Origin of the sequence: Brucella sp. NBRC 14130, from assembly GCF_040371715.1 — a bacterium.
Taxonomy (GTDB): domain Bacteria; phylum Pseudomonadota; class Alphaproteobacteria; order Rhizobiales; family Rhizobiaceae; genus Brucella; species Brucella intermedia.
Genome location: NZ_BAABTE010000007.1, coordinates 220974 through 243446 on the forward strand (window position 1 = coordinate 220974; position 22473 = coordinate 243446).

Here is a 22473-nt window from a genome sequence, read left to right on the forward strand (position 1 = left end):
CCTCCTATGGGGCCGTCCCCGATGCGAACACTGGCGCAGGTCGTCCCGCGCGGCATTTTAAATAGTGATTCTTGCTGGGAGAGGCAAGAGAATTGACGCTTCTGGAGCGTTCAACAGAAACTTGATCTCGCATCCCATGTATCAGGGAGCTTTTTCGCGTATTCTACCGTTCTTAACCACAGATTATGCCGGGAGATCGATCGATGACCATCTCAAGACGTAATTTCATTGTTACAGCATCTGCTGCCGGGGCCGGACTGGCCTTGTCGCCGCTGGAGCTTGCCAGGGCAGCAGCCGAAACAGGCGGTTCCAAAGTGCAAAATCCTTCCCAGGTAGAAAATCCGGGCTTCCATCGTTTCCAGTTCGGTGATTTCGAAATCACCACGCTTTCCGATGGGCGCAGGGCAGGCGAGGCGCCTGAAAAGACTTATGCGGTGGGGCAGGACCCGAAGGCGGTCGCCGCACTTCTCGAGGAAAACCTTCTGCCCGCTGACCGTTTCGTCAACAGTTTCACACCGGTGCTCATCAATACAGGCAAGGAGCTTGTGCTGTTCGACACAGGCATGGGGGCTGGCGCTCGCGAGGCGGGGCTCGGCAGGCTGGCCAGCGCGCTGGAAGCCTCTGGTTACAAGACGGATGATGTCTCGCTGGTCGTGCTGAGCCATTTCCACCCCGATCATATCGGTGGGTTGATGGAAGACGGCAAGCCAGCCTTCGCCAATGCCCGATACGCGGCCGGACAGAAGGAGTTCGATTTCTGGACAGACCCCGCGCGGCTTGACAGTACCGCGAAGACAGTTGCCGAAATGGTGGCAAAAAACGTCAAGCCTCTGGCCGACAAGATGACGTTTCTGGGGGATGACAGCGAGGTCGTATCCGGCATCCGTTCCGTGGCCGCCTACGGCCACACGCCGGGTCACCTCGCTTTCCGGATCGAAACGGGCGGCAAGTCACTCATGCTCATCTCGGACACGGCAAACCATTTCGTCATCACCTTGCAGCGGCCCGAATGGCACGTTTCCTTCGATATCGACAAGGAAGCCGCCGTCCAGACCCGCAAGCGCATGTTCGACATGATCGCGACGGACAGGCTGCCCTTCATCGGCTATCATATGCCGTTTCCCGCCTTGGCCTATCTCAAGCGGGAAGGTGAGGGCTATCGCTACATCGCGGAAACCTATCAGCTCCGTGAGAAATAGTTTCGAGCGATGACCGCTCGTCCAGAGCATTTCCAGCAAAAGTGCGAAGCGGTTTTGCCTTGGAAAATGCGGAAAACAAATACTTGGAGCGCTTCCGGCGATTCCGTTAAATCCGAAGCGCTCTAGCGTCCGCCGGCAACATCAATGAATGTGCCGGTTACATAAGCGGGAGCGTCGTTCAACAGCCAGAAAATGGCTTCGGCGACCTCCTCCGCCTTTCCGGCCCGCCCCACCGGCGTACCGGCGCCCAGTCGCGCCGCGCGATCCGGGTTGCCTCCGCTTGCATGAATATCGGTATCGATCAGGCCCGGTCGCACCGCATTGACCCGGATGCCCTTTGGCGCCAGTTCCTTCGACAGGCCGATGGTCAGCGTATCGAGCGCGCCTTTTGTTCCGGCATAATCCACATATTCAAAGGGCGACCCGAGACGTGACGCCATGGACGAAACGATGACGATGGCGCTGTCGGGCTGCAAGCGTCGCGCTGCCTCGCGGGCGCATAGATAGGTGCCGTAAACATTCACGTCGAACATGGTTTTCAGGCGCTCGGCGCTCATGTCCGCAAGCGGCATCGTCTGGGCCACGATGCCGGCGTTCAGGACCACGCCTTTCAGCGGACCAAGCTCCGCTTCGGCCTTGTCGAACATGGCGATCACGTCCTCTTCGCTGGATATGTCGCCCTGGATGGCCAGCGCTTTCGCACCAAGCCTCGCTGCTTCGGCCGCTGTTTGCTGTGCAGCCCGTTCGTTCCCGGCATAATTCAAGGCCACGGACCAACCCTGCGCCGCGCTGCGCAGGATAACAGCGCGACCGATGCCGCGACTTCCACCGGTGACCAGAACGTTCCTCATGCTCTCCTCCATGCCAACCATGGCAGAGGTAATCCGATTTGCACTTTATGTGCAAAGGAAAGATCGTACGAAAATATAGGTTCGAAGACAGAACTTGATTCGTTCGCTTTCACTGCGCGATGCTGCCGAGCGCCACACTTTGAAATCTCTCCGAGTACAAGCGTTTGTGCCGGGTACTATTCCAAACCCTTGCAGGGATGCTCGATCATTTCAATCGGGTCATTTTGTTGCGCATCCGAAGTGAAAAATCCAACCGTTGGAAAACGCGCGATTGGCCTCCCGCTTGACTTGAACACGGGGGCGCCGCACGAGTTTTTCTCTCGTTCCGAATCTTTGTTTTAATTTACAATAGCCCGGCGAGATTCTTCTGCGCTGTTTCGGATACCGGCATTCCGTTATTTCTAAGAAACTCCTCAATGGCGAATTCCGGCGTGTGACCAAGGCCGATTTGGGTATTAGCCATAACCTTGCCATTGGAGCGAACAGCTCCAGCAATATAAATGGTCTTGCCTTCGGATTTCTTGATCGGGTCGAGTTTATAACCGACCCACGCGCCAAATCTTTCTGACGCAAATTCGCTATACGTCCAATTGCGACGATTATTGTCACGCCTGGCGATCATTGGCCCCCTCCCGATCGTTCCCCCAACGCGCTGCAAGTAACCGCAATCTTATAGTGTAGTCAAACTCCTCTTCACTCGTTCTGAACGAATTTCCGTGTTCGGGGATTGGCTACCCACATTCCCCTTGCGGGGCTAATTACTGGTAGTGGATTTTTCTTTTGAAACAGCGGGGAGTGAGTCGGGAAACGGTGCGGGAATTTTCAGTATTATTCCGGACTTCTGGCGCTCCTTACGGGACCTGGATTCCGTTTCGTTCCCTTCAATGCCATTGCAGTCCCGATTGAAAGGAATCGCAAGGCATTAAATTTTAAGGGGAAAAATGGTCGGAGCGGCGGGATTCGAACTTTATACGGAGTCGAACTGTATAAAGTGATTAGAAAGCTAAGCTTTCCTTATATCTGCGCTACGTTCAATCACCCTCTTTTCAGCATCGTCACAAGAGAATTGGAAATTCTAGGCGGCATCGCCGCTTGGAATTTTGAATTCTCGCGTGGCGATCAAAGTTTGCGCTGACTCTTACTTGAAAAGTGCTTCCTCTCGTGAAATCCGAATTTGCACTACGAGTTCATCTAACGATCTGCAGCAGTTATTTGGGAATTGGTATTGCCGTGCAAGCACTCGACTTATTGCAACCCCATTTTGTTCTGAGAAGTATAGTTTATTGTTAGTTTGTTAGATTAACAATTTGTTTTTCTGATAGTTTAACATATTGAAATAATTGTATATTTTTAATTTTATACTTGATTTATTTCTTTTCGCATTCATGATCCTGTTACTTATTCCGGTATCGCTGCAGCAGGTAATTGCAGTGAGAAATGACAATTGCAGCTTGTATGCAGATATTGAATCCACTCGAATTGCTAGAAGAAGAGAGGAGCAACACATGTCAGAACCAATCTCTATTCACGTTTGTGATGTCCGTGTAGTTAAAGCACGTCGGGATGGTCACGATGTTGCTGGCCCTTTACCTCAGCCACAGACGATTACTCCAACTGGGCTTCAGATGCTTTTCACAAACGATTGGCATCCCATCATGCCTGCCAACCTTTTTTCAATGCAGAGAATCTATAAGCCGATGAAGAGTGCTCGTTGGCAAAACACTCAAAAAGCAATCGCTCACGATTTGGCACAATGGTGGCGTTTTGTTTTAGTCAATAATCTGGAATGGGACGCCATTAGTGCTGAAGATGTTTCAGAGTACGGGTATTTGATGGCAGAATCAGTTTCGCCATTCACCCATCGACAATACAGCACAAGTACAGTTAGTCGCCGATTAGCTAGTATCCAAAATTTTTACTCTTGGGCGTGGCAAACAGGAATGCTGTCGGAGAATCCTCAAGAGGGATGTCAAGATAGTATATCGAGATTTCCGATTGGCCCGAAATCAGCGCTTTTGCCACATCTTGGTACCGCCAGTATTGTTCAACGAAAACGGAGAGGTCCACGAGGGCGGGATCCTGAAGATAATCCTAGACCGCTTAAGGTAAATGAACTTCGTGGTGTTCTGAATAGGTTGGGTCCCCGAATATTCGGTTCTGATGGTGCAGTATTGCCATGGAAAGTCGGGGATCCATCCAAGAGAAATCGTTTAATGGCTGAAATCGCCTATCACACAGGGATGCGGGTAGATGAAATCGCCAGCATCTCTACATCGGACGTTCTTAATCAAGCAAGAAAACTGAGTTCGACCGACAAGTGGCAGCAATTTGTTCTTACGGTTCGAACAAAGGGGCGAGCAACGCGAAAAGTGGTTGTTTCCTCAGTCGTGCTAAGAGCGTTGGTGACGTACCACGACACGGAACGGTATGAGGCAATTCTTTGTGCAAAAAAGCATAACCTGGACCATCTCGCTTTTAAAGAGCCGACACAACTATTCGTCAACGGGGTTTGTGCAAATTTTCGAGATGTTGGTAAACCGGTAAGTGCCGAGACGCCGTCGAGAGCATTTACCAAAGCTGTGTTGGCTGAAGGGTTAATTATTAGAAGCTCAGGCTTTAAGTTGGACCCTGAAAGCGGAGACAAACTACTCGACTCAGACGGCAGGCCTGTCACATTCTTAATAAACCTTGCCGCACACACCTTTCACGACCTTCGGCATACGTTCGCCGTTATGTTTTACAAATCAGAAGTTTTGCGGGGCAACAGTGAGCCTTGGGAGAAGCTGAGGCAACTCTTAGGTCACTCGATCGCAGAAACGACACGCAAAATATACTTAAAGTATATCGATACGGAAGAAGCAGCAATCTCTGATATTACCGCTCACTATGCCAGGATGGGCTTGTATGGCGTTCGGTGATAAAAGAAAGACAAACGGTGTACCAAGGCATCTCACGCAGCGTCCTTCAAAGGTGTTCTCAAATGTTCACGCCCTTCAAACGAATGAAGAATTTGGCGTTATTTCAAGGGCTGGGATGCTCAAGGTACGTTTTCATAATGGACCAAATGACACGGTTGGGGAAATAGATCTCAGTGATTGGGTCTCTTTCGGGGATATTGGTTTAGGTATCGCTGACTACTTGGCCGATTGGGGGCGTGGTCAAGCACATACCACTCGTATTTCGTTCAAGAAGAGCCTTACAAAGTTTAGAATTTTCCTTAGTTCGCTTGATCTCGAAAGTACCGGGTCTCGGTTGAGCGTAGCCGAATTCCCCAACAACGTTCTGCTAATGTTTGGAAACTGGCTGAATGGCAATCGGGAAATAGAACATGATCCTTCAAAACAACTAACGAAGTCGGTGAAAGCGAAGCATTACAATAAGATTAGAAATATTTTTTTGTACTGGGCCAGATCTGAACGTTATAAAGCGCTCTTGCCTAGCTCAGTTCTAACAAGCAAAAATCTTTGGCCAGGTGCACATCATCAGATTATCGCGACCAATATACTAGACCCAATATCCTGTTCAAAAATCCGTGCGGCCGCGATAAATGAAATCGTTGCCGATATAGCGCTTCGCGAGACAACGCTCAACGTACTTAATGACAATACTATATCGTTACCAGATATCCGTTCGCGGAGTGTCGTTCCGTTCAAAGAAATGGGTATCAAGCTAAACTTGTTGGTTAAGATTTTTGATGCAAGTTATACCAAAATAGATCCGAAGGTTTATCCTGGATTTAGTCGGTCTCTAAGGCAACCTTACGGTACAATCCGTGAAGTAATGGACCGTTTACATTTTTCAGTCCGCCACCTTGTTCCATATATCGTTCTGTTAGGTTTTGAAACACTTTTCAACGCGGAGGGATTACTTGGTTTAACTTGGGCGCAGATCGGTGAACATCCTATTTTTGGTGAGGACCGACTACAGATACGGGTGCCAAAGAACAGGTCGAAATTAGGCGGTAAAGTGATCGGGCCGAACCGCCAGGTGAGATCTTATAGCACCAAGTTGACAGCTTTGGAATCCGTCCCAAATCTTTTAAAGCTTCTGGAACGCTTCACACGATTGACCCGTAATCTGGTGGAGCCGCGAGATGTGGACAAAGTATTCATTTTCTATGCTCATGGAAACAATAAGAAAGATATAAATAAGCATCGAGCGTTCAGGATTACAAATAATTCGACGTCATCAGCTGATTCTCTATGGAGAAATGCATTACAATCATTCATTGACGATAATGAATTGCCACATTTTACTCTAAGAACTTTACGTGCGAGTGGCGGTGACTTTGTTCATAAGGTTACGGGCGATATGAAGTCGCAGCAACTGGCTTTGGGTCACGCAAACCTTGATGTTACAGCTAAACATTATCGAGGAACAGCAGCAAAAAAGCGGGATGAGGAAGCGCTCTCCAATGCGATGGCTTGGCGGGACCGCTATATCTTTACATACGGTAAGTCAGATTCGAGAAACGGCTTGCTAATGGAAGGAGGACAGAGTGCGGCAACGCCTGGGTTTGGATGTGTTGATCCTTTTAATTCCCCGGTTAGGCACCAGCAATCGGGAAAACTGTGTACGGCTTTCGGTGCCTGCGCCTCGTGTCCACTCGCATACATCGATAGTGAAAGTCCCCGGGCCTATGCACGTTTGATTCAATTCAAAAATCGTCTTGACGAAGCTCGTATCGCACTTGAACCGGTCCGCTATCTCGAGAATTGGGCACACCAGTTAAATTCTCTTCAGAAGTATTGGCTGCCGAAATTTACTGAGGCAGTAAGAAATGGAGATAATCCAGCATTACCTCCTTTCCCAGAATTGGAGTGAACGGATGAAAATCTCACACGCAATAGTTGATGAAAAGAATAAATCACCTTTGAAATTGCCTTTCTTTAAAGATTTATTTGTCTCAAAGAAAAGTCGTTGGGTAGAAACTATATGGTATTTTGATGCTACTACAGCCGGATGTAGAGACGTTGCTCTACACTGGAAGTTGCCTCTTGCAGAAAGGGGATTTCTGACGGATCAAGAGAACAGAGAGCTATTGGAGCAAGCGAAATGCTTATTCTGGTCAATAATAAAATATAATCAGAGAGGTAAAAATCCTAAAGTTGCCACATATCCCAATCTTTTTAGCGCAATAAATTATCTGATAAGGTGGATGGCAGAAAATGGTATAAGTAAATTCTCGGAGCTTAATCCGACCGTATGCGCTGATTATTTGGATGATATTTCTGATGTTGAACAAAGAAAATGCAGATCAGCCAAAAGCAGCTTAGCGGGTTATGTGGATATACTTTGTCGAGTATATGAACAGTCTGTTCTTTTTTCGAAAACCCCAGATTTAGTAATGCTGCATCACCCTTTTGGCGGGAGAACTGCTAATGAAGCGGTGATGAATATTTCTGGGCGCTATGGTGATCGAGGGTTCATACCGCCGGTGCCAGATCCTATTTTTCTAGGTAGTATGAATGTAACTTTACAATGGTTAGATATTCGATCCGTTGATGTTATTGAATTGCAAGAGATCCATCTGAGAAAAAGAGCGGATGTTGCACATTTAGCATCCAACTCCTACAGTTTTCATATAAACAAGGAGCTATCGAAGTATGAGTTCGATTGGCCTTATGCTCCTCACGAAAGCTGGTCACGAACTCTCTCGAAAAATACAGCTATAGATGAGCTTCGAGATTTATTTGGAAAAGTCAGAGATGCGGCGATAATAGCCATTCAGGGAATGCTCGGGCTCAGAATTAGTGAGATTTGCGGAATTCTCGCTGGCGATATGAAAGAAGGGGCCCTTTGGCCGAGTTGTGTCAACACATCTCCTTCTATAAGTGGGCTGACCGAACTCTTCCATTTGCGCGGACGGGTATTTAAGCAGCAAGATGAGTTTGTAGATGCTACTTGGCTCGCTGGTTCTCGGCCTATGGGGTCGAAATATATCCCACCAGCAGTTAGAGCCATCACAGTATTATGGAGACTTTTCCAACCTTGGCGAGACTTGGCTAATCGTAAGGAGCTGCTTGTTTCATTAAAAAACGGTCGGGGTTTCCCACGAAATGCAGATTCGATTGATCGGGTCTTAAGTGGACATCTGCGTGCTTCTCAGAACCGGTGGATCAAAGAGAATGTAGAAATTCCTCCCGAATTACGGTCGTGGCGGGTATCGACGCATCAATGGCGTAAGAGTTTCGCTAATTATATGGTTCGCACAGACGCTCGTTTGATCCACGGTGTGCGCGACCATTTTAAGCATATGTCGATTGCAATGACAGAGCGGGGTTATTTGGGTACAGATCCTGAGATGCTCGGGCTTATTGATGATGAAGCCACCCATGCAGCCTCAAAGTTCATAATTGATGTCGTGAACGGTCGTCCAGCGGCCGGAAACATGACTGAAAAAATCTATGAAAGGCGGGATGTAATTGAACAATTAATTGGTACTGATGGTACCGAAGACGAGCGTATCTCAAGACTAGCGCGTTTGCTGAAGGAGGATGACGTCCGTGTCTGGCCGTCACCATGGGGAAATTGCTTATTTCTTTGTGAACGCGCCCGTTGCCACTACGCGGCAAAAGGGAGCTTCGACCTCAGTGCACGACATCCTCATTACGGCGAGAGACGGCCAGGAGTGTGTTGTGAGTGTGCAAATTTCCTGGTTTTCTCCGATAATCTCGATTTCTGGCACGCGAGATATAAAAGAAATTTGGTCGTGTACGAAGCGAATAGAAATGCCGGTGAGTTCGCAGCCTCCGCAGTGGCTGCGAAAGCGGTCCTCACTTCGATGGTAATCCTTCAAAGGTTCGGCGTCGAAGCGAACGGGACTTTCGATGAAGTCGGAATGGGGATCCACAATGAGAATCACTAAGAAAGTAAAGGAACAAAAGTCTGATGCCGAGATTGCATTAATGCAGGCTCTTAATCGGATAAAAAGTGGTAACCCGAGAGATGACCGAAATGTTGCGCTTGCAAACCGGGGCTGTTTGCGCGTTACTATTGCTACAGTTGCGCGCGAAGCAGGTAGAAGCAGAACATTAATCGGCTCCGCAAATTGCCGGTTTCCCGAAGTTCGGGAAGCAGTATTGGCGGCAATGAACAAGGGTCTTTTGGACGAGCGTCCACCATCAGCTGCAGAACTCGTCAAACTTCTTCGTGAGGATAAGGTAATCCTTGAGCGTCATGTTAGCGTTCTGGCTACACGCTTGCACGATGCATCGTTACACGTTTGGGAGCTGGAAAAGCGCTGCGAACGGCTGGAACATGAACTCGCCCAAGCATGTGTGAAGTTGGGTAAAAGGAACTCGTTGTCCGAAGTGAAACTCTAGATAAACCGTTCACGTGATTTCGTTAGAGTTCCTAAATCATTCCCCTTCTTAATAATCAATGATCATTCGCGCCCAGTTGCGAGAATGATCATGAGGCCCTTTGCTCGGCGCTAATAAGATTTGCTATTTTCATTTATCTGTTGCTTGGGTTGCGAACAGGAAGGCTCTTTGCGCCTTACTAAGCCCGAATAAATGATGGAAGATGGCGTCCAGTTTGCGTGATCGAATCGGAGGGGGCATGACCGGTTATTGGAAAAAAAAGACGGGTATGGCCGAGTATTTGCGTTTATACACGCGCGAAGACAGGTGGCTCGCTTGGGAAGACCTACCTGCGGATCCCAACCAACCAAGTAGCAGGACAATCCCTGGAGCGAAGAACAGGGTTGGAGAGACGCTTCGCAATGCCTTCAATTCTACAAATGTCGTATTTCTCTTGGGGTCGGGCGCATCTTTCTCCGCTGTGAATTCTAGCGGCGCTGAGGGGCAAGCCCCTGGCATGGCGACACTGTGGAGAGCTGTCCGCGATAAAATTGACAAAGAAAAACTTAAAAACGGCCAAAGCTTCGACGACATCGCCGAAGAATTACTCGGCATGCCGCCGCCTAAACCGGATGACACAAGTGCAGGCAATATCGAAAAGCTGCTCAGTCTCTGCAAAATGAAGCTGGAGTTGCTAAGCGTTAGGGCCACTGACGAACAATTTCAGCAGCCGGATTCTGAAGTCTCGATACTTACAGATTTCATTTCGAAAGCCGAAACCGCTATTCTGAACGAGGTTGGTTTCGTGGATGAGAAAACATCCCTGCCCGCTCATTCGAATTTGCTGAGAAAGTTTTCAAAGCGAAGTGCTGAGAAACCGCGCGTAAAGCTGTTTACAACCAACTATGATCTTTGTCTGGAAGAAGCTGGAGCGCGGCTAGGCATTGTTTTTATTGACGGATTTTCACATAGTGCCGAACAACGTTTCAATAGAGATTATTTTCAAACAGATATCGTACGAAGGTCATCGTCTGGGACAAAGTCCGATTACATCGACAGCGTTTTTCATTTGTACAAAATGCATGGCTCCGTCGACTGGAGGCGACGATCAGATGGTGCAGTTATTCGGCGAGCTAAAGGCGAAGGAAATGACCTAACTCCGGTTCTGATCTATCCGAGGTCTACAAAGTATCAAGAGGCTTTCGAAACTCCTTATCTGGATATGTTTGCCGCGTTTCAATCTGCATTAAGAGAGCCAGATACTACTATCTTCATCGCAGGTTTTGGCTTCGCAGACGATCATATAAGCTCACCGATCTGGTCAGCCGTAGAATCCAACCTTTCGCTGAAGTTAATACTCGTTGACCCTAGGTTTGTCGCAGAGCAGCAGTTGGATGACATTCAACCAGAACACGCTTTGAAAGCAGTAGGTTCGCAGCTGAATAAATATCAAGCGCGATTGATGCGCTTGGTCCAGCAGGGAGACACCAGACTAACTATACTGAACGGTCGCTTCGAAGATATGATAGACGCGATTCCTTCCGTATCCGGTGAAACCGACCGCCAGAGGCTTCTAATGCGCTTGGAAGAACTGGGTGGCGTGTAATGATTGCAACAAACGATTATGCGTTGATCGATCCCAATAAACGTGTCGGAACCGTAACCCGGGTGGGGGCCGCGTCTGTTGAACTGACGGTTCCGCTTGGTTTGGCCATTAGCGGACAACGGGGACTCGCCAAAGGAACTACAGGTGACTTCCTTTTTATTGATTGCGATGCAGCCATAGTGTTCGGTCGTTTGACTGAAGTCATCGTTCCGGAGCGACAACGCTCAGCGTTAGAGCGTCAACTGGACCAGGAAATCGTTACCGATCCTCAAGGCCGCGCCCAGTTGTTGGCCACAATTGATAAAACGACGAAAGAGGTGTCTCGCGGCATTAATACCCAGCCGAGGATCGGAGACAGCGCTTATTTGGCCGAGGGGCAAGCGCTCGCGTCAGCAATCCAATGTGCTCTTTCAGGGGAGACAAAAGAAGGGAAAGGAGCAGAACGCCTCATCGAGTTGGGACGCCTTTCTGGACTAAATGACGCCCATATTATGATCCCGCCGGAAAAACTGTTTGGCAGGCATTGCGGCATATTTGGAGCAACAGGTGGTGGGAAAAGCTGGACAGTATCGCGGCTAGTCAACGAAGTGGTGCGCCTCAAAGGCAAATGTATATTGTTCGACCCAACTGGTGAGTTTGAGGGGAAAATTACTGGTGCAAAAGAATACCGTTTCTCGAAGGGCGATGCAAAACACCCGCTTGTAAGATTTCCTTACAAACATCTTTCGGAAACTGATTTGTATGGTCTCTTGACGCCATCAACACAAATGCAAGGTCCAAATTTACGAAGCGCCATTAAGAATCTCAGACTAGCGGCGCTATTACAGCGTAATCCGCTAAGGTTTAGTGCAAAAAAGCAGGATAATGGCAACACAATATACTTAGAAGAGAACAATCATTTCATAGAAATAAGGGAAAGTGGAACGATCAGAAAAATTGGGCGAAGTCGGAACGTCATCAGCAAGGCCCTGATCAATTATTCTTCCGAGCTGGACTCGCAATTCTGCGATTTCGATATTCACCTACTTTCTGCCCAAGTGCGAGAGGAATGCGTCAAGCACAGTTCTCAGGACGCTAACGCTAATGGATTCTACGGCAAGGTAGATGATGCGGCACTAGGGTTCTGTAACTCGTTGAATGTCAGAATCGAAAATTATCTTTCATCATCAGAAATGAAGTGCATCTTCTCCAACGAAGGAGAAGATGTGTGCGAAATTATTAAGAATTTCATTCAAGATCCAAAACAGAACGCGCTTTTGTTATCGTTTGAACACGTTAGTTTCAAATATAATACTCGCGAGATATTGCTCAATACCATCGGTAGATATCTCCTCAATTTGGCGCGAGAAGAAGCGTTTAAAGAGTGCCCGCTTATTTGTTTCCTGGACGAGGCTCATCAATTTGTGGGCCGTTCAATAGGCGATGAGACTAATCGTGTGTCACTGGATGCATTCGGCTTGATTGCGAAAGAAGGCAGAAAATATGGTCTAACGGCTGCGATTGCCACGCAACGACCGAGAGATGTTCCGACCGACGTTTTAAGCCAGTTAGGAACACTTTTTGTACATCGCCTCACCAATGATCGCGACCGGGAGACAATTGAAAGAGCATGCGGCGATCTAGATCGTGATGCGGCCGCGTTCATTCCATCGCTGGCTCAAGGTGAGGCAATCATTGTCGGCCCCGATCTTCCTGCACCTTTACCAGTAATTATAACTCACCCAGAAAAGGCTCAGCAGCCACAATCGAAAGGACCAGATTATCAGAAGCATTGGGGGAGCTAAATGGCGAACGGCTGATAACCCGGACCCCAATTTTTCAGCCCCATTTTATGTATGGCGTCAATTTTATGATGGCCGCTTTAGGCGACGGAACTGGTCTTTACATCCATGGTGTGGCTGAACCGTGCGTCGCAAAAAGATCCTGTTGTCTTCGCTATCCGCGTTCTATCTTATTCTCGTAGTGACGGCCTCAGCGTTACAACTTTAACGCAATATATAGTGGACAAGGGTCCTGCAAGGTGCTGCTGCTATAGAATAGGCCGATAGACTCACAATTAATGCTATTCGCCACTGGCGTCGATCACGGGGGGATTCATGGCGCGGACGCTTTTACTGACAAAATTCAAAAATTTATCGCTTAACGATCCATTCTTCGACAGTCTGAAGGCGGGCTACGACGAATTCCCGGTTTGGTTTAACGCCAAGGCAGAAGAAGACGTTTATGTCGTTGTAGATGAGCATGATCATCTTAGCGGCATGATCTATCTGAAGTCGGAACACGGCGCTGTTACCGACGTTGATCCGCATCTTTCCGATGGTCACTGGCTGAAAGTGGGTACGCTGAAAATTGAGGGCAAGGGGACTAAGCTCGGCGAACGAGTCATCAAGAAAATATTCGACACGGCTTTAGATGTCGGGGCAACCGGAATTTATGTGACAGTGTTCGATGTACACGAAAGCCTGATAAACTTGTTTACTCGTTATGGCTTTGAACAGACTGGTACTAAAACAACAAAAAACGGCGTCGAACTGGTTTTGTCTCGTTCGTTAACAGACCACTCACCGGATACGTTGAAATCCTACCCATTCATTAGAATTTCGGATGCAAAGCTATGGCTTCTAGCAGTTTATCCAGAATTTCATTCACGTTTCTTGCCAGATTCTATTCTTAACAATGAACCCAAAGAGATCGTTCAGGACGTTTCCTATACAAACACCATTCACAAAATCTATGTCGCAAAGTTGCCGCTAACTCGTATGAAAAAGGGAGATGCGGTTATTATGTACAGGACATCGGACAACAAGGGACCAGCATTTTACCGTTCGGTCGCGACTTCAATTTGCGTTGTGGAGGAAACCCATCGACGAAAAGATTTTGCTTCCCTCGATGATTTCCTTGAGTACACCAAACCGCACAGCGTCTTTACTGAGGACGAGCTTAAAGACATGTACGTCTCATGGAGCAGGCTCTATACAGTGAAGATGACCTATAATGTTGCATTTAATAAGCGGATCACACGCGGAGACCTCATGGAGCAGGCCGATGTACCAGAGCAGCCGCGTTGGGATTTAAAGCCTTTGAGTGAGGCTCAATTCCAAAAGATCATCGAATTGGGGAAAGTCCATGAAGGTATTGTTATCGATTAATCCAGAGCACGTTGAAAACATCTTCAAGGGCGTGAAAACATTCGAATTTAGAAGAAAAGTCTTCGCACGAAAAGATGTTACAACGGTGGTCGTTTATTGCACAATGCCCGTCGGGAGAATTGTCGGAGAATTTGATATTGATACAATATTGGAGGACGCACCCGATGAAATCTGGGAGAAAACTCATTCAGGTTCTGGCATCACAAAAGATTTTTTCGATCAGTATTTTTCTGAACGAAAGATTGCTTACGCTTTAAAAATAGGGGAAGTTCGTGAATATGAGGAGTACATTGATCCAAAAGAAGTTTTGGATAATTTCACGCCCCCTCAATCTTATATGTACATGAAGGACGAGCGGAGAAAAGCCGGATTTCATGATCAACTAGCGTTCTGGTAATGCTCAATACGAAACTTATAATTGTATTCGGTGTGTCCGGTATCGGAAAAACTACGGCGTGTGCAAACTATGCCAGCCGAAATAGCAACGTTGCACATTTCATGGCGAGCGCCCTCCTAAGTCTCCATCGCGAGACTGCGGGTACCCGAACCATAGACAAGGCGATGCAGGATCAGCGTAAGCGATGTCTCGGTATCACCTTGACCGTATCTCGCCCAGAAGTCGCATTTAGGGGTGTCTGGAGGAAGTCATCTCACATGCCTCTCAAGGTAACCTCGACACATGATCACGAGCTGTCGGCGTAGGTCCTCGGCAACATCGCCGGAATGGCCTCGCTCGAAGGAATTTCGCACCGCTCCGAAGATGATGGTGACCAGCGTGCGCGTATTCGACCTTGCATCGGAACCGTCGTTGTCGGAAGCGCTTGCGAGCATGGTGGTAACTGCCGCGTCGGTCCGTGCCGCGAAGGCAGATATCAATGCCTCGTTGTCCATCTCCACGACAGATCGGTACAGGGCCCGCGTAACATCCGGTTTATCGGTTTTGGCTTTCCAGTAGGTTTCGATTAGCGCTTCGATCATGTCGCCTGAACGGTTGCCCTGACATTCGCGGCAAGTGGCTTCGATCCTTTCGGCCAGCAGCTCCAGATAACGTTCGTTGACGGCATAGATCAGAGCCTGTTTGTGGGGGAAATATTGGTACATCGTGCCGACCGACACTCCCGCCCGCTCGGCGACGCGTGTGGTGGTAAGTTGCGAAAGACCGTTTTTTACCAAAAGCTGAATGGTTGCCTCGAAAATTGCGTCGAGGGTGGCCGAAGCGCGTCGTTGCTGCGGTCGTTTCCGGGGCTTCAAGGCTTGTGGTGCGGAAGAGATCAAAAGCGAATCCTCAAACTGAACAATTCTTCATATCATGACTGAAAATGCAGATTAAGAAAGGCTTTAGGCATGAAGGAAGAACGCGTCGCGCTCGTAACTGGCGGCAATAAGGGCATTGGTCTGGAAGTCTCGCGTCAACTCGGCATGGCTGGTGTCAGGGTCGTGATCGGTGCACGGGATGTGGATCGTGGCACTACGGCGGCCGCAGAATTGAAGTCGCAGGGCATTGATGCCTTCTGCGTCCAGCTCGACGTCACGGACGAACGGAGCATCACTGCTGCAGCCCAGATTATTGCAGAGACGTATGGCCGCCTGGACATCCTGGTCAATAATGCTGGCATCTTTGATTTTGCAGACGCTCCTCCCAGCCGTGCGGCCATTGATGCTGTTCGCAGAGTGATGGAAGTCAACTTCATCGGCGCATTGGCTGTGACACAGGCGGTGCTGCCGCTGCTGAGTACGTCACCAGCCGGGCGCATCGTAAACGTGTCCAGCTCGCTTGGTTCGCTAACACTGAACGGCGATCCGACATCGACATACTATTCGCAGCAGTTCATCGGCTACAACGCATCGAAGGCATCTCTGAACATGCTGACGATCCAGTTGCACCAGGAACTGAAAGAGACCGGCGTTATCGTGAATTCGGTCAGCCCCGGCTTCGTCAAGACCGACCTGACCGGCTACGGCAATATGACTCCCGAGGAAGGAGCAAGGCTGCCAGTGCAGTATGCGCTGACTGCAACGACATCGGGGACGTTCGTCGAACCGGAGAACACGACGCCATGGTAGGGTGATCTCAAGCTGAGTTCATCGGCCTTTGCCGAGGGATGACTTCTTCGGCAAATCTCACCTTGCGGTGAAACTCCACGGCAGGAGTTCGTCAACCCGGCCCTGCTTGTGACCATTGACAATGGCGGTGAGCGTGGCGGTCATATAGGCGAACGGATCGACAGCGTTGAGCTTGCACGTCTCGATCAACGAGGCGATTGTCGCCCAGTTCTCCGCTCCTGCATCGTGTCCCGCAAATAGAGCATTCTTCCGATTTAATGTTATCGGCCGAATGGTCCGCTCAACGGTATTGTTGTCGATCTCGATCCGACCGTCGGTCAGGAAGATGCAAAGGCCATCCCAGTATTTGGCGATGTAGGAAAGCGCTTCGCCAAGCGGCGATTTGCCAGCGACGCGGGCACGATGATGCGTGAGCCAGTCCCGCGTGTCTGCAATCAATGGCGCTGATCGTTCCTGCCGTCGAGCCAAACGAGCGTCGGCGTCGAGACCACGCAGCTCTGCTTCTATGCGATAGAGTTCGCCAATCCGCTTCACCCCTTCCTCTGCAATCGGCGTCGAACCGGTGCGGGTGACCTCGACCAACTTCCGCCTTGCATGCGCCCAACAGTAGGCGAGTTTGACGTCGGAACCGAGACGATCCGGCGCGATCAGCCGATTATATCCCGCGTAGCCGTCAACCTGAAGGATGCCCGTGAACCCCTGCAATATCCGTTCGGCATGCTGTCCGCCGCGACCTGGAGCATAGGTGAAGGCGACACCAGGCGGAGCACCTCCGCCCCACGGTCGGTCATCGCGGGCCAGCGCCCAGAAGTATCCAGTTTTGGTTTTGCGGGAGCCAGGATCAAGGACTGGCGCACGGGTCTCGTCCATGAACAACTTGGTGGACCGCTTCAGGTCGGCGATCAGAGCGTCGAAGACCGGGCGGAGTTCGAATGCTGCTCGGCCGACCCAGTCGGCGAGCGTGGAGCGGTCGAGATCAACGCCTTGGCGGCTCATGATCTGGACCTGTCGGTAAAGCGGCAAGTGATCGGCATATTTTGCGACCAGCACATGCGCAATGGTCGCCTCCGTCGGTAACCCGGCGTGGATCAATCTTGCAGGCGCTGGAGCCTGAGAAACGCCGTCGGTGCAGGCACGGCAAGCATATTTAGAACGACGCGTGACGAGGCCGCGAAATTGCGCCGGAATGACATCCAGCCGCTCGGAGACGTCTTCACCAATGCAGTGCAGGCCTCCGCCGCAAGCACAGATCAGGCTTTCTGGTTCGATGATCTCCTCGACGCGAGGAAGATGAGCAGGAAGGGAGCCGCGATTGGTGGCACGGGGTTTAGGCTGCGGCTTCTCAGAGGGGCTATCGGCTTCATCTTCGGCATGGATGGCCGCGATGGCCGTTTCCAGGTCCTCCAATGCGAGATCGAATTGTTCAGGATCGGCCTTCTCGGATTTGCGGCCGAATGCTGCTTGCTTGAAAGCGGCGACCAGCTTCTCCAGACGCTCGATCCGGTCATCCTTGCGAACTTCACGCGCTTGCGCCGCGATCAGCATCGCCTTCAGCGCAGCAATATCGTCGGGAAGATCGGTGGCGTCCAACATGATCGAAGTCTATCAAAATCAGCGTCGCTTCGCCGTTGGAATTTGCCGCCCGAGTCATCGTGCCGCATCTATTCGATAGCGTCCGGCGATCTCGCCTCTACGGAACGGACGCGACGCCAGTCGAGCCCCGCAAACAGCGCCTCGAATTGTGCGTGGCCCAGCGTCATTAGGCCATCCTTGATGCCCGGCCAGATGAAGGTGTGTTCTTCGAGCCGCTTGTAGGCCATTACTAGACCGCTGCCATCCCAGTAGATCAGCTTCAATCGGTCGGCCTTGCGGGACCGGAATACGAAGACCGTCCCTGTAAAAGGGTCCTTGTGCAGCTCGTTCTTGACCAGCGCCGCCAGTCCATCGTGGCCTTTGCGGAAATCGACGGGCTTTGTCGCCACAATGATCCGAACGCGGTTCGATGGAAAGATCATGCCGGGACCGCGCAGGCACGCGCGACAGCGGCTATGCGGGCGGCAGATGCGCCTTCTTCCAGCCGAATGGTGACGGACCCGACGATGATCTCGGGACGGCTGGCTTTCTTGATGGGCGGTTCCACAACGGGTGGATCGACGATTACCGCTGCGAACTCTACCGCATCCTCGGGCGCAGGCAGAACCAGTTTACCCTGCCGCGCCATCGTTCGCCAGGTGGACAGGTGGTTCGGCTTCAGGCCATGCCGTTCTGCGACTTCATTTACCTGCGCTCCGGGCCGAAGACTCTCGGAAACGATCTGGGCCTTGACGTCGTCCGGCCAATGCCGATGCGGCTCACGTCCAGACTTCCTGGTCGTGAGAACCTCCAATGTACTCTCCATGGAGAAACTCCAGTTGCTCTTCCATGGAAAACCGCCATGCTGCCCGCTTTTTCCTGCTGCTTATTTTTACTTGTTTCCACCGCAATCCCGCGCGCGATTCGAATCTGTTGAGTGTATTTCTAACTCAAACGCTACCGTTCGGGCATGAAAATCGATCACTCTTAGACAAGTTGCACTCAGGCGGAATAAGATTCGGCCCTCCAAGGCGGCTGCATAATGAGCAAAATTGACGAGCATTGCTCTTCAGTTGGATTCCGGTTGTTGGCGATGCTCTGACTATAGTTGCAGCCTTAATGCGTGAACTCGGTTATTGACCTTTTCCATATATCCGGTATTATAGATATATGGAAAACGAAGACGCAATTGCAGCACTGGCTGCCCTCGCTCAGTCAACACGGCTCGACACATTCCGCCTGCTGGTGAAGCATGAACCTGACGGTATTCCGGCAGGGGAACTGGCACGCATTCTGGATGTTCCGCAGAACACAATGTCTGCGCACCTTGCGACGTTGTCGCGTGCAGGCCTCGTAAGGGGCGAACGTCAGAGCCGCTCGATCATCTATCGCGCTGATCTCGACCGATTTCGAGAACTGACCCTTTTCATGATCAAGGACTGCTGTGGCGGCAGTGCCAAGCTCTGCGCACCTCTTATAAAAAGCCTGACACCCTGTTGCGAACCAAAAACGGCCACCCAGTAACACAAGGCCGCTGAATTCGGCCTTACACAAACGGACTGATAAAATGACGGATCGGGTCTACAACGTGCTCTTCTTGTGCACGGGCAATTCCGCACGCTCAATTTTGGGCGAGGCAATTCTGAACAAAGACGGCGAAGGACGTTTTCACGCCTATTCTGCTGGTAGTCGGCCAAAAGGCGACGTTCATCCTCTCGCAATCAAGGAACTGGACGCTCTCGGCTATTCCATCGAGAACCTGAGCTCAAAAAGCTGGGACGTGTTTTCAGGTACCGACGCCCCTCAGATGGATTTCATTTTCACGGTTTGTGATAACGCTGCCGGAGAAGCCTGTCCTGTCTGGATTGGCCATCCGATGACAGCCCACTGGGGCATTGAGGATCCTGCCGCTGTCGAAGGTAATGAAGCAGAAAAACAGCGCGCCTTTGCACAGGCGGCCCGTTTTCTGAAGAACCGAATATCAGCATTCCTGAGCCTTCCCCACGCCATGATAGACCGCATGGCGCTTCAAAATCATCTGAAAGAAATCGGCACCATGGAAGGTAGCACACAGACAAATGTGGAGAATAACTGATGTCCACATTCGAACGTTATCTGACTATCTGGGTGGCTCTTTGCATTGTTGCAGGCGTAGCTCTTGGACATTTCTTTCCGACACTATTTCATGCAATCGGCTCTGCTGAAGTCGCCAAAGTCAACATTCCAGTCGCCATTCTCATCTGGCTCATGATCATTCCCATGTTGCTGAAGATCGATTTCAGCGCATTGAGACAGGTCACTGAGCACTGGCGTGGCATCGGCGTCACGCTCTTTATCAATTGGGCCGTCAAACCGTTCTCTATGGCACTTCTCGGTTGGCTATTTATCGGCTGGCTGTTTCGCCCTTATCTTCCTGCAGACCAGATCGATTCCTACATTGCTGGACTGATTATTCTGGCAGCCGCCCCTTGCACGGCAATGGTGTTCGTCTGGTCCAACCTGACCAAGGGCGAGCCGCATTTCACGCTGTCGCAGGTCGCACTGAACGATGCGATCATGGTTGTGGCATTTGCCCCTATCGTCGGACTACTGCTCGGACTGTCGGCAATTACTGTCCCGTGGAATACGCTCGTTCTGTCGGTTGTCCTCTATATCGTCATTCCGGTGATTATCGCGCAAATCCTGCGCAGAAGTATTCTCGCCAGCGGTGGAGAACGAGCTTTCGATGTAATGCTCAGAACACTACAGCCTCTGTCCCTGATTGCGCTTTTGGCGACACTTGTTCTGCTATTCGCATTTCAAGGAGAGCAGATCATCGCACAGCCTATGATCATTGCGATGCTGGCCGTCCCGATCCTCATCCAGGTCTATTTCAACTCTGGCCTCGCTTATCTGTTGAATCGCATTTCAGGCGAGCAACATTGCGTCGCCGGTCCCTCAGCTTTGATTGGTGCATCCAACTTCTTCGAGCTGGCAGTAGCAGCAGCAATCAGCCTTTTCGGCTTCTCATCTGGCGCGGCGCTCGCAACAGTGGTTGGCGTTCTTGTTGAAGTGCCCGTCATGCTCTCGGTCGTCTGGATCGTGAACCGCTCAAAGGGTTGGTACGAACGCGGTTCCAATCAAAAGCCAGTCACCGAAACAGGAAAACTCTGATGTCAGTTACGATCTATCACAATCCGAACTGTGGCACGTCACGCAACACATTGGCGTTGATCCGTGCCAGCGGCGAAGAGCCTGTCGTCATCGAATATGTGCAAAATCCGCCGTCGCGAGAACGACTGGTTGAATTGCTTCGAGCAATGCAGATGACGCCTCGCCAACTCCTTCGCGAGAAGGGCACACCATATGCCGAACTGGGATTGTCCGATCCCAAATGGACCGATGATGAACTGGTCGACTTCATGATGGCGCATCCTATCCTGATCAATCGCCCAATCGTGGAAACACCGCTTGGCATCAAACTGTGCCGTCCGTCAGAACTGGTTCTCGACATTCTGGAAAACCCGGTGTCGTCATTCACCAAAGAGGACGGAGAAGTCATCACCTATGAAAGAAAGTCCCGCTGACATGGACCTGCCGAACCTCGATCAGAATTCCTTCGCATTGCCAGACCTCGATGCTCTACGTGCCGACTTTCCAAAGCATAAGCCTCGTATCCTTTTGCTCTATGGCTCACTTCGTGATCGTTCCTATAGTCGGTTTCTGACCCTGGAAGCGCAGCGCCTTCTCGATGCGATGGGTGCTGAAACGCGTGTCTTTCATGCCAATGGTCTTCCTTTGCCAGACGATGGTTCGGCAGAGCATCCGAAGGTTCAGGAATTGCGTGAGGCAATGCTTTGGTCAGAAGGGCAAGTCTGGACCAGTCCAGAACGTCATGGAGCCATGAGCGCTGTCATGAAATCGCAGATCGACTGGATTCCTTTGCCAGGTGGAGCAATTCGTCCGACGCAGGGCCGAACTCTGGCCGTGATGCAGGTTTCAGGGGGATCGCAGAGCTTCAACGCTGTCAATCAGATGCGCATTCTGGGGCGCTGGATGCGAATGATCACCATTCCAAACCAGTCATCCGTCGCAAAGGCGTGGCAGGAATTCGACGACGCTGGACGGATGAAATCCTCATCCTTCTATGATCGCGTAGTGGACGTAATGGAAGAACTGATGAAGTTTACACTTCTGACGCGTGGCATCTCGGATCATCTCACAGACCGTTATAGCGAGCGTAAGGAAGAAGCGGCCAAACTCGAAAAGCGTGTTTCGTTGAAATCAATATGAATTCAGAAAAAGATTGAGCGTCTCGCAAGACATCCTGTTGCGCGAGCGCTCAATATGCCAGCCATTTTGAAACAAATGGGTCTGCTTCAGCGAAGTGACCCAGCTTCCGTTTCCTGCCCAGAAGTACAGCAGCCATCTGGTTCCTCCACAGTCGCCTTAATGATCTGATCGCCCGCGCAACAGTCCTCCATCAGAAATTTGATGAGATCGGCCATGGATTGATAATTGGCGACATAGATGAGCGAGCGTGACTCACGCCGTTGCGATATCAATCCCGCCCTTTCCAGTTCTTTCAAATGAAAACTGACATTTGACGGAGATACGCCCATGCGTTCCGCAATTGCTCCTGCGGCCAGTCCCTCTCGTCCAGCAACGACCAATGTCCTGATAATGCCAAGACGCGTTTCCTGTGAGAGTGCTGCAAATGATAAAAGAGCTTGACGGTCATCCATATTT

At 50.4% G+C, this 22473-nt stretch carries 22 protein-coding genes; 15 read left to right on the top strand and 7 right to left on the bottom strand.

All coding sequences use genetic code 11. From position 1 onward, the window contains the following. The first annotated feature begins 203 nt into the window (after positions 1 to 203). Positions 204 to 1199: an MBL fold metallo-hydrolase gene (locus tag ABWW28_RS16935; RefSeq protein WP_353391516.1), complete on the top strand. Its 996-nt coding sequence runs from the start codon at positions 204 to 206 to the stop codon at positions 1197 to 1199. A 122-nt stretch (positions 1200 to 1321) separates the two neighbouring features. Here the strand turns inward: ABWW28_RS16935 and ABWW28_RS16940 are convergent, their stop codons facing one another. Next, complete coding sequence (locus tag ABWW28_RS16940) at positions 1322 to 2050, bottom strand: SDR family oxidoreductase (protein WP_353391518.1); 729 nt, start codon at positions 2048 to 2050, stop codon at positions 1322 to 1324. A 343-nt stretch (positions 2051 to 2393) separates the two neighbouring features. Beyond that, a complete protein-coding gene (locus ABWW28_RS16945) occupies positions 2394 to 2672 on the bottom strand; it encodes a hypothetical protein (protein ID WP_112701486.1) in 279 nt (92 codons plus the stop codon). Positions 2673 to 3555: 883 nt separating this feature from the next. Here ABWW28_RS16945 and ABWW28_RS16950 point away from each other — a divergent pair. The 8 genes from ABWW28_RS16950 to ABWW28_RS16985 all read left to right on the top strand — a co-directional run bounded on the left by ABWW28_RS16950 (position 3556) and on the right by ABWW28_RS16985 (position 14506). Continuing rightward, the gene (locus tag ABWW28_RS16950; protein ID WP_182520224.1) at positions 3556 to 4968 is read left to right on the top strand and encodes a tyrosine-type recombinase/integrase; all 1413 of its coding nucleotides are present in this window, start codon (positions 3556 to 3558) and stop codon (positions 4966 to 4968) included. Beyond that, positions 4955 to 6874, top strand: a complete 1920-nt coding sequence (locus tag ABWW28_RS16955) for a hypothetical protein (RefSeq protein ID WP_182520225.1) — start codon at positions 4955 to 4957, stop codon at positions 6872 to 6874. Before ABWW28_RS16950 ends, ABWW28_RS16955 begins: the two co-directional genes overlap by 14 nt. Before the next feature lie 4 nt (positions 6875 to 6878). After that, positions 6879 to 8918 (top strand): site-specific integrase, encoded by a 2040-nt coding sequence (locus ABWW28_RS16960; RefSeq protein WP_182520226.1) that lies wholly within the window; start codon positions 6879 to 6881, stop codon positions 8916 to 8918. Next, positions 8905 to 9375, top strand: a complete 471-nt coding sequence (locus tag ABWW28_RS16965; protein ID WP_353391520.1) for a hypothetical protein — start codon at positions 8905 to 8907, stop codon at positions 9373 to 9375. Before ABWW28_RS16960 ends, ABWW28_RS16965 begins: the two co-directional genes overlap by 14 nt. Before the next feature lie 238 nt (positions 9376 to 9613). Next, positions 9614 to 10960, top strand: coding sequence for an SIR2 family protein (locus tag ABWW28_RS16970; RefSeq protein ID WP_353391522.1), 1347 nt, complete (start codon positions 9614 to 9616; stop codon positions 10958 to 10960). After that, positions 10960 to 12744 carry an ATP-binding protein gene (locus tag ABWW28_RS16975; protein ID WP_353391523.1) on the top strand — a complete coding sequence of 595 codons (1785 nt, stop codon included), beginning with the start codon at positions 10960 to 10962 and terminating at the stop codon, positions 12742 to 12744. The genes ABWW28_RS16970 and ABWW28_RS16975 overlap by 1 nt, the downstream gene beginning before the upstream one ends. Before the next feature lie 312 nt (positions 12745 to 13056). Next, positions 13057 to 14109: an N-acetyltransferase gene (locus ABWW28_RS16980; protein ID WP_182520230.1), complete on the top strand. Its 1053-nt coding sequence runs from the start codon at positions 13057 to 13059 to the stop codon at positions 14107 to 14109. Then, a complete protein-coding gene (locus ABWW28_RS16985) occupies positions 14087 to 14506 on the top strand; it encodes an ASCH domain-containing protein (RefSeq protein ID WP_182520231.1) in 420 nt (139 codons plus the stop codon). Before ABWW28_RS16980 ends, ABWW28_RS16985 begins: the two co-directional genes overlap by 23 nt. 248 nt (positions 14507 to 14754) lie before the next feature. Here the strand turns inward: ABWW28_RS16985 and ABWW28_RS16990 are convergent, their stop codons facing one another. After that, entirely contained in the window at positions 14755 to 15384 is a 630-nt protein-coding gene (locus ABWW28_RS16990; RefSeq protein ID WP_151558795.1) for a TetR/AcrR family transcriptional regulator, read from the bottom strand. Between the two features lie 69 nt (positions 15385 to 15453). Between ABWW28_RS16990 and ABWW28_RS16995 the strand changes: the two genes are divergently transcribed. After that, on the top strand, positions 15454 to 16173 hold the full coding sequence (locus tag ABWW28_RS16995; RefSeq protein ID WP_151558793.1) for an SDR family oxidoreductase: 720 nt from the start codon (positions 15454 to 15456) through the stop codon (positions 16171 to 16173). A gap of 57 nt (positions 16174 to 16230) precedes the next feature. Here the strand turns inward: ABWW28_RS16995 and tnpC are convergent, their stop codons facing one another. The 3 genes from tnpC to tnpA form a co-directional block, all read right to left on the bottom strand. After that, entirely contained in the window at positions 16231 to 17766 is a 1536-nt protein-coding gene (tnpC, locus tag ABWW28_RS17000) for an IS66 family transposase (protein WP_353391527.1), read from the bottom strand. A gap of 68 nt (positions 17767 to 17834) precedes the next feature. Next, on the bottom strand, positions 17835 to 18188 hold the full coding sequence (gene tnpB / locus ABWW28_RS17005) for an IS66 family insertion sequence element accessory protein TnpB (RefSeq protein ID WP_151558789.1): 354 nt from the start codon (positions 18186 to 18188) through the stop codon (positions 17835 to 17837). After that, a complete protein-coding gene (gene tnpA, locus ABWW28_RS17010; RefSeq protein WP_151558787.1) occupies positions 18185 to 18571 on the bottom strand; it encodes an IS66-like element accessory protein TnpA in 387 nt (128 codons plus the stop codon). The genes tnpB and tnpA overlap by 4 nt, the downstream gene beginning before the upstream one ends. A gap of 344 nt (positions 18572 to 18915) precedes the next feature. On the opposite strand from tnpA, the gene ABWW28_RS17015 reads away from it, so the two are divergent. Genes ABWW28_RS17015 through arsH form a run of 5 tightly spaced genes read left to right on the top strand, consistent with a single transcriptional unit; the run spans position 18916 to position 22017 of the window. After that, a complete protein-coding gene (locus ABWW28_RS17015) occupies positions 18916 to 19269 on the top strand; it encodes an ArsR/SmtB family transcription factor (RefSeq protein ID WP_182520235.1) in 354 nt (117 codons plus the stop codon). A gap of 43 nt (positions 19270 to 19312) precedes the next feature. Beyond that, complete coding sequence (locus tag ABWW28_RS17020; protein WP_182520236.1) at positions 19313 to 19840, top strand: arsenate reductase ArsC; 528 nt, start codon at positions 19313 to 19315, stop codon at positions 19838 to 19840. Further along, positions 19840 to 20898 carry an ACR3 family arsenite efflux transporter gene (gene arsB / locus ABWW28_RS17025; protein ID WP_256886524.1) on the top strand — a complete coding sequence of 353 codons (1059 nt, stop codon included), beginning with the start codon at positions 19840 to 19842 and terminating at the stop codon, positions 20896 to 20898. The genes ABWW28_RS17020 and arsB overlap by 1 nt, the downstream gene beginning before the upstream one ends. Further along, positions 20898 to 21311 (top strand): arsenate reductase (glutaredoxin), encoded by a 414-nt coding sequence (gene arsC / locus ABWW28_RS17030; protein WP_182520238.1) that lies wholly within the window; start codon positions 20898 to 20900, stop codon positions 21309 to 21311. The genes arsB and arsC overlap by 1 nt, the downstream gene beginning before the upstream one ends. Next, on the top strand, positions 21292 to 22017 hold the full coding sequence (gene arsH / locus ABWW28_RS17035; protein WP_182520239.1) for an arsenical resistance protein ArsH: 726 nt from the start codon (positions 21292 to 21294) through the stop codon (positions 22015 to 22017). Before arsC ends, arsH begins: the two co-directional genes overlap by 20 nt. An 86-nt stretch (positions 22018 to 22103) precedes the next feature. Here arsH and ABWW28_RS17040 read toward each other — a convergent pair whose 3' ends face one another. Next, entirely contained in the window at positions 22104 to 22469 is a 366-nt protein-coding gene (locus tag ABWW28_RS17040; protein WP_024897570.1) for an ArsR/SmtB family transcription factor, read from the bottom strand. Positions 22470 to 22473: the final 4 nt, after the last annotated feature.